The organism is Njordella calcicola (assembly GCF_056494125.1).
Genome location: NZ_CM151396.1, coordinates 6,293,468 through 6,306,743 on the forward strand (window position 1 = coordinate 6,293,468; position 13,276 = coordinate 6,306,743).

The window sequence follows — 13,276 nt, forward strand, 5'->3', positions numbered from 1 at the left end:
GTGCTACTGCTGATCGGCGATGTGTTTGATGTCGGCCGCCACGTCGAGCATGAAAAGCACAAGTTCTTTGGTGAACAGCATAAAGAAAGTTGAGAGCCCGATTGAAACTAGCGTAGATATTCCGAAAAGTGTGTTCCCTGGGAAACCAGTTGCTGCTCCCGCTGCGATGAGTGAAAAGCCACCGATGGCCCCAACCACCATCAACACAACCGCCAGTACGCCTAACGCTTCAGCAAATGACCTTAGGGTTCGATGGCTCCTAACTTGATTTGATTGAAGCTCGGCCACTTCGACAATAGGTACCCAGTCCGAAGACTCAAACTTCCTAACGAGCGTGTCCTGCGTAATGAATCCCCTAAGGAGTTTCTGTTTCAGTTCATTGCTGGAGAACGGCCCATATTCAATTTCGGAGAACTTTATAAACCAACGTTTACCGCGCATTCTTTTCCCTATCGACTTTTTGCAATGAACCCCGCGGACTGCTTCGATCTACAGCCGAAATCGTATCGGCAACACTTCGCTGGAAGCGACGGGATATCCGTTTCGCCGAGCGGGAGATCCTTTCCACCTTCCAACGGCCTCGACCGCCGCCTGATCTAGACTGCGGTGGCCGCTGCTGGTAACCACTTCCACGCCCACGACCACGCCCTCCAAATCAACACTTAGCCGCAGCGTAACCGTGCCCTCCCAGCGATTGCGATAAGCTTCCTCTGGATAGCTTGGCGGCGAATTGTTGGAGAAATCCGCCGCTTGATCGGGAAAGCCAACCGTTCGAATCAGAGGCACGAGCACACTGACTGCGGGAGGAATGTCCGTCAGCGAGCTACGCGGCGGCACCACCGAAGTAAGCTCGGGCAGGTCTTCCGCAACTTCCAACATGTGTGGTTCGCTGATTTTCTGAGGCAGCCATGGCCGCGGCTCCGTCAGCGGGCGGTAATCCACAATCGCTTGGTCCGCTTCGGTTTCTGGCAATTGCGCCTGCTTGGCCAACTCGACCTGCTGCGGCTCGAAGAGAGCTTGAGGCTCGATCTCAACGACGCGGTCAGTAATGTCCTCGCTGCTTAAGTGAACTTCGGTGGCAATCACTGTCTCGGTAGGCGACAATTCAATTGTAATAACATCACGGCTACCGGAGGCCTGAAAACGCTTGGTGACAGCCGCTGGTGCAAAGTACAGCGCAAGGGCAAGCGTGCTGTGAATACTCAACGAAACCAGACTGGGCTTTAATAATCTCAACACGGCACAGTGATCGTCTAACGACCAGAAATAGCTTTACAAACGTTCGCCACGGACAGCTTAATCCTATCGCCTCGCACTGCCTGCGTAAAATGTTGGACAAAAAACAGTCTTGTTCCTCTGGCTCAAGTCGTTGCTGGCGGTTTTTTCGGCCTGTAACAATTGTGCTCATGGAAGGGCCTCTCGGATTGCGATGAAAGTGCTGACGCCAATGCAGGTGTAGCCCAGGGAACGGAGCGATGGCAAATGCAGTCATAGACGCGTACAGGAGACTACTATGAAGCGAACGCTCGCCAGCCTACTGATCAGCAGCTTGGTTTTTGCTGATCTTCACGCTCAGGAAGACACCTCCGTACTTCGCTTGGTGCAAACTTCCCCCGCCGAACCAACGCTTCCAGAAATCGAAGTGCGACCGCCGCAACTGGATCCAAGTCAGTCGGCAAACTCGGCTGATTCTGCAGCCATTCCCAATCTCGAGTTATCCACACCGAACATTCCAATGGACAGTTCGGGCATCAGCCCAGCGGACTCCTTTGCTAGCAGCGGCGCTTCGGCCCCGGCACTTGCCAACGACCTTCAATCCCCGTTCCGCTTCGGAGAAAGCTTTCCATCGCTCAGCGCGCAGACCTTTGGTGGTACCGCCAGTAACCCGACGGGGTTGAACAGTATTCTGCGAGGAGAGTCGGACCTGTTTTCTATGCCGCAGTTAGCGACCATCGTTGACCGCGAGACATTGGATCGGCGTCAATCCAGTACGATGTTTCGCGCTCTGCAAAATGAGGTCGGCGTCTTGCTTCAACAGACCGGCAATGGCCAATTGTCGCCCTTTATTCGCGGCGTCACCGGCCAGCAGGTGTTGATCTTGGTCGATGGCATTCGCATGAACACCAGCATCCTTCGACCTGGCCCGAATCAATATGCGGGGACCATCGATCCTGGCATGGTCGATCGAATTGAAATCATTCGTGGTTCAGAGTCTGCCCTGTGGGGAAGCGACGCGATCGGTGGCGTTATCAACATCGTCACACGCTCTGCCGATCCCTTGCGTGGAGACTACTCCAGCCCCAACTTCAGTCAACTTTATAGTACCGCAGAAGCCTCTTCCTATACGCGGACTGGTTTCAGCAGTTGGTATGGAGCGACCGGGATCACTGGCGGCGTTTCTTATCTGGACGTAGGCCGATTGGATCGCGGCGGTGGCTTGGGAAGGCAGCCCGCTACCGATTATGACCAGTACGCGGCCGACATCAAGTTGCAACGGTTGTTGGGCAGCGACCATATGGTGACCGTCGCGTTGCAACATTTTGAACAGCAAAATCTCGCTCGCAGCGATCGCTTCTTGCCCTTTGTTCTGGGGCCAACCCCCAGTGGAAATGTCCCGACGCAACGACCTACTTTTTTTGACCCTCAACAACGCAATCTTGGTTACCTGCGTTTTGAAGGTTTGCTCGACGATGAACTGCTCTTTGCCGATGCCTATTCGGTTACTTTCAGCGGCATGCGCATCAAAGAGGGCTCAGTCACCGATCGTTACGCCAACAACTTGCCCACCTCCTTACCAACGCGGCGTGAAATTGGCGAGTTCAACAATTGGAGCATGGGGACCATCGTGGCGTTCAGCAAAGACATGAGTGAGTGGGGGAAGGTCAGTTATGGAGCCGACTACTACGCAGAGAATATCGATGCTGTCCGCACTCAAATCAACAACCCGACATCGCCCAATGCCGTCGCTTCTCGCGTCGACCCACAGTATCCGGACGATGCTCAAGCAGATCGCGTGGGAACTTATTTAGCGTGGAGTGTTCCATTGACGGAACGATTGGATTTCAATACTGCAGTTCGTTACGAAAACATCAATCTTTCGGGGACACCCAACTTTGATTCCCTAGGTCCTTTGCCTTTTGAACGAAACTATAACGACTGGATAGCCAACGCAGGTCTTTCGTATTTGCTGACCGAAGACATTCGTCTAATCGGCGGCTTTTACGAAGGCTTTCGTGCTCCGACGATCGATGATTTGACGGCGAACAAGGTCTCACTGCAAAATAGCGAGTCGGTACCGTTGCTGGGCAATCTCGCGATTCAGCCAGAGCACAGTTATACTTATGAAGTTGGATTCAAATTCAATCGCGAACGTTTCCGTATGCAGGTCATTGAGTTCTGGACGGACTTTGACAGCTTCTTGGCCAGGGAGAGCATTAACAATGTCGACTTCATCACCAACCAGTCCGCCTACATCAATGGTACCGAGCTGAATGGCGAATACTTGTTGACCAATAACTTATCGCTATACGGAAACTTCAATTACACTTATGGCCAAGTGACAACTACCGGTGCGCCGATGTCGCGAATTCCGCCGACTCAAGGCATCCTCGGCTTGCGACTCAATGCACCGACGCAACGTTCTTACGTAGACGTCTACACCTGGATGGTCCGTCGAGCAGATCGTTACGATGACACCAACCTCAATGATGTTCGCTTTATTCCGGGTGGTACTCCGGGTTACGCCACGTTGAATTTACGGACGGGCCGCTCGTTTGGCCAGCGCAATCAAAACGAGCTTTCGTTATCGCTGGAAAACATTACCGACAAGTACTATCGTGTGCTGGGCAGTGGAGTCGACGGAGCGGGTTTCAATGCGATCTTTGGCTACCAGTACACGCACTAAAAGTTGGTCGCTGTTAGCAACTCGAAAGTTCGTTGATCGGTTGTGAATATGCGGCTTTGAAGCTGGACAACGTCAAGCTTGGGCCATTCCGCCGCAAGCGATGAAGGTGGTGAGAGCTTGTTTGGTAATCGCAACATCATGAACACGCAGGACCTGAATTTTAGCGCGTGCTAACAGCAACGAAATCCCCAGCGTCCCTGCCGCACGGTCCAGTGACTTGTCACCTAAGAGCTTAGCGATAAACCCTTTGCGAGAATGACCGATTAGAATTGGTCGCCCTAGTTCATGAAATCGCGCCGCATTTCGAACCAACTCAATGTTATGCGCATGCGTTTTGCCAAACCCGATTCCAGGATCCAAGCAGATTTTTTCGGGAGCGATGCCAGCTTGAAGCAGTCTCGCATCGCAGGCACGCAAGTACTGCAAAATATCCTCGGTCACGTTTTCATACTGGGGATTATCTTGCATAGTTTGAGGTGTTCCCTGCATATGCATAGCGCAGATTGCAACCCTGCTGCGCGCGACCGTTTCTAACATGGCAGGATCGCCGACTAACCCGGTGACGTCATTGACAATTTCCGCGCCTAAATCAATGGCTGACTGTGCGACGATCGATTTCGAAGTGTCGATCGATATCGGGATAGCTAAACGGCCTTGCAGCCGTTCTAGCACTGGTGCAACGCGTTGTACCTCTTCGCTGGGCGTCACGGGCGTTGCATATGGCCGAGTGCTTTCGCCGCCGATATCAAGAATGTCAGCCCCTTCGTCTTCCATACGCAGCGCTTGGTCGACGGCTAGCTGATTGGTGAAATGCTGGCCGCCATCGGAAAAACTATCTGGGGTCACATTGAGGATACCCATGATGAGTGGAGAATGCTCGCAGGACAGGGTACGGCTCTTCAGTTGCCAGCTCGTGATCGTCATAGGAGTGTGTGCGAGGTTTAGAAGTACAAGTTGATAAGTAAGTGGCGACTTTCGTCATTCTACGGATACCGGCCGATCAGATTATCCTTATGCTGTTATGCATACCAGTTGAGAGAATCCGATCATCGAATGGGCATAAGGAAACCGTGGAAGCAAAGTTTGACTGTGTGATTGTAGGCGGCGGGGCGGCGGGTTTGTGGGCAGCGGGAACTGCGTCAGCTCGTGGTCGCAAAACACTGGTGCTCGAAAAGAACAATAAGGCGGGCGTCAAGATTTTGATGTCTGGTGGAACCCGCTGCAATATTACACATAATTGCAGCAGCGCTGAAATCGCACAAGCGTTTGGACCGGAAGGTCGTGCGCTACTCTCGCCGCTGAGTCGGCTTTCTCCCAGCCAAGTCATTCAAATTTTCCATGATCTGGGCGTGCCGACTAAGAGCGAGCCGGGAGGCAAAATTTTCCCAGTGAGCGATTCAGCCGTCGATGTTCGTGACGCTCTCGTCCGCCGAGCCACTGACGCTGGAGCATTGGTCTACACGGGAATTGCAGTCAGTGATGTTAGTCTTAACGAAGATGGCTCGTTTTCGATCGTAACGCAGGAGCAAACTTATCAGGCCCAATCAGTTCTGATCTGCACTGGCGGACTGAGCTATCGAGAATGCGGGACTACCGGCGATGGTTACCCTTGGGTTGAAAAACTGGGCCATACATTAGCCGACCGCCGTCCGGCTCTGGCTCCACTGGTGAGCCAGTCGGAGATTTGTAAAGCCTTGCAGGGTACGACGCATGACGATGTGGCGGTACGAGTTATTCCGTTTGCGGATTATCCGAAGAAGGTGGCCAAAGATCGTCATCACTATCGAGGCGGCTTTCTGTGGACGCATTTTGGTTGTAGCGGCCCGACCGCGATGAATCTTTCAAGATGGGTCTCTGATTTGGAAAGCTATCGCGAAAGCAAAATAGTTCTTGATCTAGAACCTGACACAAAACTGGATTCGCTCATTGAGTGGCTTAAAGAAGGCAAGCAGTCGTCCAGATCCAAGCAGGTCAAAAACTTTCTGCAGCAGAGGTTTTCGCAGCGAGTGACCGAAGTAGTACTGCAGGCATGCCAGATTGCCGAGGCCACCCCGATGGCGGAACTCGCATCCAACAGCATTCAGAAGGCGGCAGGGATGATCAAGGCGTTTGAGCTACCAATCCATGGCACCCGCGGCTATCCCAAGGCGGAAGTTACTGCTGGCGGGGTCGTCTTGAACGAAGTTGACTTTCAGACCATGCAAAGCAAGAAGTGCCCCGGCTTGTTCCTGGCTGGGGAAATTCTCAACCTGGACGGCCCCATAGGCGGGTTTAACTTCCAAGCCGCCTGGAGCACTGGCCATACCGCTGGGCTGCACATGTAAAGGCTCAATACCGCGACACCGCTAAGTTATCGGCATAAAAAACTCGCGGGTGACAGTAACGGTGCAGTTTTGCTTAGACGAAATTGCCGAGCTTGCTAGAATAAGGCGGGTCCCGAAATTCCGCTAGAGTGAGATTATGGAGAAGTCGAGTAACAATCCTGCAAATATGGCCGACTGGTGCTTGCCTCCAATGAAAAACTGCTGGTTTTTAACAGGGCCAACAGCTTCCGGAAAAAGCACCGTTTCGCTTGAGTTAGCCAAACGTCTAGACGCGGAAATCATTTCGATGGATTCCATGGCCATCTACCGCGACATGGACATCGGTACTGCCAAGCCCACGCTAGCCGATCGCAAATCGGTCGCTCATCATATGATCGATGTCGTGCTGCCCACCGACGATTACAGTTTGTCGCAGTACGTGACGGCCGCTCACAGGCAGGCCGACGAGATTCGCGGTCGCGGCAAGCAGGTGTTGTTTGTGGGCGGTACACCGCTCTACATGAAAAGCTTACTGCGAGGGATGTTTCTGGGCCCACCGCCGGACGAGCAGTTTAGGGCAGAGATTGAGCAAGACGTTCGAAAGTTTGGATTGGATTGCTTGCGGCAGCGTCTAAAGTACGTTGACCCGCTTTCTGCATTCAAAATTCTGCCCAATGATCAACGCCGAATGACGCGAGCTTTGGAAGTTGCCAAGGCAACCGGGATACCGCTGAGCCATTGGCAGACGCAATTTGAACGAAACGCCCGCGACGCCGAGCACCGCGTTTTTGCACTTAGCTGGCAACGTGGTGATCTTCACCAACGTGTCGAGCATCGCGTTCGCATGATGCTGGAGCATGGTTTGCTGGCGGAAGTTAAGCTCCTTCTCGAGAAATATCAAAGGCTTAGCAAAACAGCGATGCAGGCTGTTGGCTACAAGGAACCCATCGCGTTTTTGAATGGAGCCATCGACGAAGGCGAAATGCGGCAACAGATCGTATTTCACACTCGCCAATTCGTGCGTCGCCAAGAGATGTGGTTGCGATCTATGCCGGAAGTGCGTCGAATCGAGATCGATTGCGAGTCAGACTTGTCGTCCGCCCCCGATCGAATCCTGCAAACGCAGGGCTATTGTTAGTCCAAACTCAGTCACTTGGCGAACTCAAGCTAGGTTTCTAGACCAAGCTGTTGAGGGAACCGCCGAAGCGTACGAAGTGCGGATCCTGTAAGAGATGGCCGAGCATGGGACCACGAGTCTGCGTACGCATCTCCTGAATGGCTCGGAATTCCCCCAACAAGAAGGTCACATCGGGCGTGGCGGTCACGTGGAAATGCCGCAGAATCTCGGACCGCTCTTTTTCGACCAATCGTTGCGACACGCTCAATTGCAACGCGATTATCTTGGTCGGGACACCTTCCACCATACATTCCAAAATCATTTTTTGGCGGCTGGTTAGTTCCATCAAGATTTCCTTGATGCTGTTGTAAATATTGTCCAACTGCAACTGCTTCTGATCCGCCTGCAAGGCAAACATTGCATAGTCCGCCAGCTTGGTCGACGAAGTAGGCTTTCGCTGCACCGTCACGGCTCCGCCTTCCATCAGAAGCAAAGCGGTTTCCACGTCGATCTCTGCGACATTAAAAATGATTGGAATTCGGCAGTAGCGCTCGTTCAATTCCTGCTGTAGCACCGTTGCAGATTCGCCACCGATGTTCAGTTCCGTAAGGATGGCGCAAGGTCGTCTCAATTCCCCGATGGCGAGAAATTCCGAGATAGACCGGTTAAAGACACTGGAGATTCCCTGCCTTTGTAAGATCTCGTTTACCCCCTCGTACTCCGACATACTGGCGTCGACAATGTACAAGGTCGGCTGTCGTAGCGCTTTGGCTTTCATGATCAGGCTTTCGAGTTGGCGATGCTAAAACTGATGGCGCAACAGGACCTCAAGACAGGCTCACCGCATGTTCCCAGGCCCAAATCACCTACGGCGACCACACTTCGCCGGCGATTTGGTTGAAAACTGAATCTAATCAAGTCGACTTCCCCCAAACAGACTTTAAACGCTGTTATAGTGGACTACCACATCAATATAGCGATTCTTGGTTCGCGAAGATTACAGACAAATTCAAGATTTCGACAGAAATTCCAACAATAGAACCCAAGCCTTCATTTTTTTGACGACGAGGAAAATCTTGGCTGCCGAAACTCGCATTAGCCTTATCCGACTCCTGCAGGATCAACCTACCGATCAAGCGTGGCAGGAGTTCGTCGGCATCTACAGCACCTTGATCGGCGGTTGGCTGGCCCGCGAGGGCGTACAACACATGGATGCAGAAGACGTACAACAAGAAGTCCTGACGGCCGTTCTGCAGAACATTAAGACGTTTGAACACAACGGCAGGATCGGCGCGTTTCGCAAATGGTTAAGGCTGATCGCAGCCAACCGCTTACGCCGCCTGTGGGCTAGCAAAAGCAAACAAGAACGCGAAGTATGTACTGTTGATCTTTCCACACTGGCCGGACAATTAGTCGACGATGAAAGCCGGATTAGTGTGCAATGGGATCGCGAACATGACAACTACTTGATTGAGAAGTTGCTTGAGAAAATATCTGATCGATTTACCCCGACCAGCATCAGTGCTTTTCGGCGAGTGGCATTGCAACAAGAGCCTGCCGAACGTGTCGCCAAGGAACTGGGCCTCAGCTTAGGCGCGGTCCGCGTTGCACAACACCGAGTTCTCAAGGCTTTAAAAGCGGGAGCCGCCGATGCAGCCACTGACTGAAACGCAACATTTGGAGCCCGCTGTACTCCATGCTTGGCTTGAAGATTCGCTAACTCCAGAAATGGCCGCCACGGTGGAAGACCATTTGGAAGCCTGCGATGATTGCGCCCTCCAACTCAATTCCCTTTGCGAAGCTGGCGCAATGGGACTAACTAAGTTTTTTGATGCGCTACATCAACCGTCGCAAGATCACGAAACCATCTCCGCAGATCAAAAAGCGTATCTCACCGTTACGACTGCAGAACACATTTCACAGACCGCTGCAACAGAACTAAAGAATTGGACCAATCAGAACAAGTGGCAGCGGCTTGAGCTGCTAGCCCATGGTGGAATTGGTGAAATATGGATCACAAAAGATCTCCAGTTTCGACGAAAGGTTGCATTGAAGAAACTGCGAGGGGAGTTCGCTCATTTCCGATCTGTACAAGAGCGATTTCTGCGCGAGGCAAAAGTTACCGCTCAACTCAACCATCCCTGCGTTCCACAAGTCTTCGACCTGTACGAGAATGGCCCCGATAGCTTTTACGTCATGTCGCTGATTCAGGGAGCGACCCTCCGGTCCCAAATCCAATCCATCCACACTCAACATCCCATTCACGCCACCGATCCTCTAGAGCCACTGCTTCGATTGCTGAATTACTTTGTCTCTGTCGCGGATACGATCGAATATGCGCACAAGCTTGGTATCATCCATCGCGACTTGAAAAGCGACAACATCGTTATTGGGGAACATGGGGAGGTTACCGTCGTTGATTGGGGACTGGCCAAATACATCGGCGAATCGGATTGCGAAATTGAAGCAGCGTACGGCGATGATCGGATCCATTGCCAAACGACGATTGCCGGTGCCAGGCTAGGCACCCCCGCGTTCATGGCCCCCGAACAAGTCACCGGTGACAACAAACATCTGGACCAACGCACGGACGTCTACGGACTGGCAGCGATGCTTTATGAAATCGCGACAGGTAATGTTCCCTTCTCTCGTTCCATCACCGAAGAAGTTTTTGATGCGATCCTGACCCAAGTTCCACCTCCCTTTTCGACTTGGGGAAGCTACACGTTTGAGGGCCTCGAATCGATTTGCCGGCGCGGTTTAAGCAAAGATCCGAATGACCGTCAACAAACCGCAGGCGAGATTGGTGCCCAAGTGCGTCGCTGGCTGGCAAGCGAAGTATCGCGGAAACGCAAATCGGAGGAGCGCGAATACTTCTTCTCGTTCACCAATGATTTAATGGCCATTCTCGACGATAACAATGGCATCCGCTGGGCGAACTCTGCTTGGGAAAGATTGCTGGGCTGGTCCCCTGAATCCTTGGTTGGTAAAACCCGATTTGACCTCACGCACCCAGATGACATGCATAAAGCAACGCGGGTCCTAGAAGGTCTGCAGCAAGGCACATTAACCGACAGCGACGAAGTCCGCGTCAAATGCAAGAATGGTGGCTACAAGTGCGTACACTGGACTGCCGCTCGCATCCCCAAGGAAAAGATCTCGTATCTTGTGGGACGCGACACCAGCCAACTGCGCCGCCGGGAATCCAGTTGGAATCACATGTTGGATATCTCTACCGATGCGCTGTTGGTCTTGAACAACCACCTTTTGATCTGCTATCACAATACGGCGGCCGCGACACTGCTACTGGGCGAAGACGGTTCCTTAGAAGGGCGTCTCCTGTCGGACTTCTTCCCGGAAGAATACAAGCTAGTGCAGTTGGCCGTCTTGCACTCAAGCATGATGGAATCTGAAAAGTCACACCACTTGCCTGAATTCTTTCTCCAATCTGACCTCGCTGCTGCGTCAAACCGCGTGGTCTCGCTGAAACTGCAATGGTTCATATTCAACCAAGAACAGTTGGCTTCCGTTTCTATTCAAATCCACCAGTGATCATTCGCCATACTGGATTGTAACGCGGGAAAATCGGCGTGGACACTCGCAGAGAACGAGAGCCTAGTTCCAAAGCGAATACAGAGCCGCGATAATTTCTTCCGCTTCGACCATCCGACCTTCCCCCACGCGTCGACAGCTTAGCCAGCCCGAGCCAGGACCAATCAAGCGAACGCCATCCTGCTGGAGCAACGCGACGTTTCGCTGGACGGCAGGCTGCTGCCACATGACATCGCTCATCGCTGGCGCGAAAAGCACCGGCGTCTTAAAACACAAGTAAAGTGTACTGAGCAAATCGTCGGATAGCCCTTGCGCACAAGATGCTATCAACCGTGCGGTCGCCGGTGCGCAAACATAGGCATCAGCACCATCTGCCAATTCAATGTGAGCCCCCAGTGGAAAACGTGGGTCATAAATATCCGTCACCGGAGCGAACTTACACAGCGCAGCAAACGTTGCTGGTCCGATGAACTGTGTCGCCGCAGGAGATAGCGCGACACGCACATGATGCCCGTCCTGCACCAGTTTGCTCACCAAGCTCGCGGACTTGAATGCGGCAATCCCACCGCTGACTCCAACTACTATCCGCCGAGCTGTCATATCGATATAGCCAATGGCTGCGAGCAATTAGAAATGGCCAACGCCCTAGAAATCGCCAATATCCATGTCCAGCATTTCGCCGAGGTCTTGGCTGGCACCGGTCATGCGGACTTCGTCCGACGCGTTCAAATAAATCTTGTCTTGCAGGATCTCTTGAACAGCGATTTCCATCTTGTCATCGGTATGGATATCCACCAAAGGCCGACTGCCACGATTGAGCTGTACCAAACGCTTTTGAATCAGCGTAGACAACTTAAATCGGCCGCCAACCTTGTTGACAATCTCTTCTTCTTTTAGCTCTTCGAGCATTGATCCAATTCCTCGCTATACTTAGTCAGCAAATCACATAATTCAGTTACGGTACAATCGACATCTTGATTGATGACCTCATGCCGATACCAATGCATTTGAGTCATTTCTTCGCGAGCGACTTCTAATCGTCTAGCGATCGCTTCGGGCGACTCTGTCCCACGAGCCGCCAGTCGTTTTTGCAGCTCGTCGATCGATCCCGGGTGAACAAAAATGGAAATTGCATTGGGATAAATGTCCAGCACCGATCGGGCCCCGTGAACATCAATCTCCAAGATTACCCACTTTCCGCGTTTCCAGCCAGAGCTAACCACCTCATGCAAGGTGCCGTACCAGTGTCCGCGGCCGAAAACTTCCTTGCATTCCAGGAATTCGTTGCTGGCCCGGCGGCGCGCAAAATCTTCTTCCGATAAGAAATAATAGTCACGGCCGTTGATTTCGCCACGCCTGGGCGGCCGGGTTGTCGCAGAAATACTCAGCTCCAAAGGCAGGCCGCAGTCGCGCAGCAGCCTTCGCACGAGCGTGGATTTGCCTGCACCCGATGGCCCCGAGATGATAATCAATCGATTTGGCTGGGCGTTTGTCATTCCACGTTCTGAACCAGTTCTCGTAACTGTTCCACTCTAGCTTTGATATCAACCACGGTGGCAGCAATCACGGAATCGTAGGATTTTGACCCTATTGTGTTCACTTCCCGATGCAACTCTTGGATCAAGAATTCCAGCTTACGGCCGGGCGATTCTTCCTCTTGCAATAGCTCTCGGATTTGCTTGGTATGGCTGCAAAACCGCACAATCTCTTCGCTGATGTCCGAGCGATCGGCATACAAAGTCACTTCACGAATAATATCGGACGGCTCAAATTTCGCCCCCAGCAGGTCCAATGATTTGCGTACTTTGCTTTCAAGTCTAGCTTGATAATCGCCAAGCTGCCGAGCCGAACCAGCTTTTATAACGTCAATTCGCTGCTCAAACTCATCCAGCGTCTGCTCGAACTGAGCGGCCATCGAAGCCCCGTCACGAATGCGCATCAACTGCAAGTCGGCCGTCGCAGCCTCCAAGCAATCGCGCAGGACTGACAACTGCAATTCTTTTTGCTCTGGAGTTAAGTTACCGACCGGTGACCCACCGACAATCACGCCCGGCAAAGTCAGAAAATCACCCACCGGCATCAAGTATGACGCTTTATGTGCCGCCTTCAAAGCATCTTGCAAATAGTTCCCTAACACATCGACGTCAATTGCCGCCACGTTTGGCCGAGGCATACCACCGACGGAAACAGTAACCGTTAACGAACCGCGACGGATCGTCTTCCGAACAATCGATTCAACCTCCGCTTCGAGCGCTTGTGCGAGGTCGTCTAATCGAGTCGATACCTTCAGGAACCGATTGTTGACTGCTCGAATTTCAACGGAAACCAAGCCCGATTCGAATGGCCGCGTTGCTTGACCTTGGCCGGTCATGCTGATCAACATGCGAACTCGACTTTTGG

13 protein-coding genes are annotated in these 13,276 nt (G+C 52.5%); 5 read left to right on the forward strand and 8 right to left on the reverse strand.

All coding sequences use genetic code 11. The features are described from left to right. Positions 1-3 precede the first annotated feature (3 nt). Together SH302x_RS24330 and SH302x_RS24335 are read right to left on the reverse strand one after the other, a co-directional pair. A complete protein-coding gene (locus tag SH302x_RS24330) occupies positions 4-441 on the reverse strand; it encodes a DUF4339 domain-containing protein (protein WP_479365498.1) in 438 nt (145 codons plus the stop codon). 48 nt (positions 442-489) lie between these two features. Further along, positions 490-1,239, reverse strand: coding sequence for an energy transducer TonB (locus SH302x_RS24335; RefSeq protein WP_479365499.1), 750 nt, complete (start codon positions 1,237-1,239; stop codon positions 490-492). A 274-nt stretch (positions 1,240-1,513) separates the two neighbouring features. On the opposite strand from SH302x_RS24335, the gene SH302x_RS24340 reads away from it, so the two are divergent. After that, positions 1,514-3,904, forward strand: a complete 2,391-nt coding sequence (locus SH302x_RS24340; RefSeq protein ID WP_479365501.1) for a TonB-dependent receptor — start codon at positions 1,514-1,516, stop codon at positions 3,902-3,904. Positions 3,905-3,976: 72 nt separating this feature from the next. On the opposite strand, the gene folP is transcribed toward SH302x_RS24340, so the two are convergent. Next, the gene (gene folP, locus SH302x_RS24345) at positions 3,977-4,828 is read right to left on the reverse strand and encodes a dihydropteroate synthase (RefSeq protein ID WP_479365502.1); all 852 of its coding nucleotides are present in this window, start codon (positions 4,826-4,828) and stop codon (positions 3,977-3,979) included. Between the two features lie 146 nt (positions 4,829-4,974). Between folP and SH302x_RS24350 the strand changes: the two genes are divergently transcribed. Beyond that, positions 4,975-6,228, forward strand: coding sequence for a BaiN/RdsA family NAD(P)/FAD-dependent oxidoreductase (locus SH302x_RS24350; protein ID WP_479365503.1), 1,254 nt, complete (start codon positions 4,975-4,977; stop codon positions 6,226-6,228). A gap of 136 nt (positions 6,229-6,364) precedes the next feature. Next, positions 6,365-7,345, forward strand: a complete 981-nt coding sequence (miaA, locus tag SH302x_RS24355; RefSeq protein WP_479365504.1) for a tRNA (adenosine(37)-N6)-dimethylallyltransferase MiaA — start codon at positions 6,365-6,367, stop codon at positions 7,343-7,345. A 37-nt stretch (positions 7,346-7,382) separates the two neighbouring features. Here miaA and SH302x_RS24360 read toward each other — a convergent pair whose 3' ends face one another. Then, positions 7,383-8,102, reverse strand: a complete 720-nt coding sequence (locus SH302x_RS24360; RefSeq protein ID WP_479365506.1) for a response regulator transcription factor — start codon at positions 8,100-8,102, stop codon at positions 7,383-7,385. Between the two features lie 298 nt (positions 8,103-8,400). Between SH302x_RS24360 and SH302x_RS24365 the strand changes: the two genes are divergently transcribed. Continuing rightward, positions 8,401-8,991, forward strand: a complete 591-nt coding sequence (locus SH302x_RS24365) for a sigma-70 family RNA polymerase sigma factor (RefSeq protein WP_479365507.1) — start codon at positions 8,401-8,403, stop codon at positions 8,989-8,991. Next, the gene (locus SH302x_RS24370) at positions 8,975-10,876 is read left to right on the forward strand and encodes a protein kinase domain-containing protein (protein WP_479365509.1); all 1,902 of its coding nucleotides are present in this window, start codon (positions 8,975-8,977) and stop codon (positions 10,874-10,876) included. The genes SH302x_RS24365 and SH302x_RS24370 overlap by 17 nt, the downstream gene beginning before the upstream one ends. Before the next feature lie 63 nt (positions 10,877-10,939). On the opposite strand, the gene SH302x_RS24375 is transcribed toward SH302x_RS24370, so the two are convergent. From SH302x_RS24375 to SH302x_RS24390, 4 genes are read right to left on the reverse strand one after another with little or no spacing between them, the layout of a single operon-like run. Then, complete coding sequence (locus SH302x_RS24375) at positions 10,940-11,503, reverse strand: flavoprotein (protein WP_479365510.1); 564 nt, start codon at positions 11,501-11,503, stop codon at positions 10,940-10,942. Positions 11,504-11,521: 18 nt separating this feature from the next. After that, positions 11,522-11,785, reverse strand: a complete 264-nt coding sequence (locus SH302x_RS24380) for a DNA-directed RNA polymerase subunit omega (RefSeq protein ID WP_479365511.1) — start codon at positions 11,783-11,785, stop codon at positions 11,522-11,524. Further along, complete coding sequence (gmk, locus tag SH302x_RS24385) at positions 11,770-12,372, reverse strand: guanylate kinase (protein ID WP_479365513.1); 603 nt, start codon at positions 12,370-12,372, stop codon at positions 11,770-11,772. Before gmk ends, SH302x_RS24380 begins: the two co-directional genes overlap by 16 nt. Next, the gene (locus SH302x_RS24390; RefSeq protein WP_479365515.1) at positions 12,369-13,259 is read right to left on the reverse strand and encodes a YicC/YloC family endoribonuclease; all 891 of its coding nucleotides are present in this window, start codon (positions 13,257-13,259) and stop codon (positions 12,369-12,371) included. Before SH302x_RS24390 ends, gmk begins: the two co-directional genes overlap by 4 nt. Positions 13,260-13,276 lie beyond the last annotated feature (17 nt).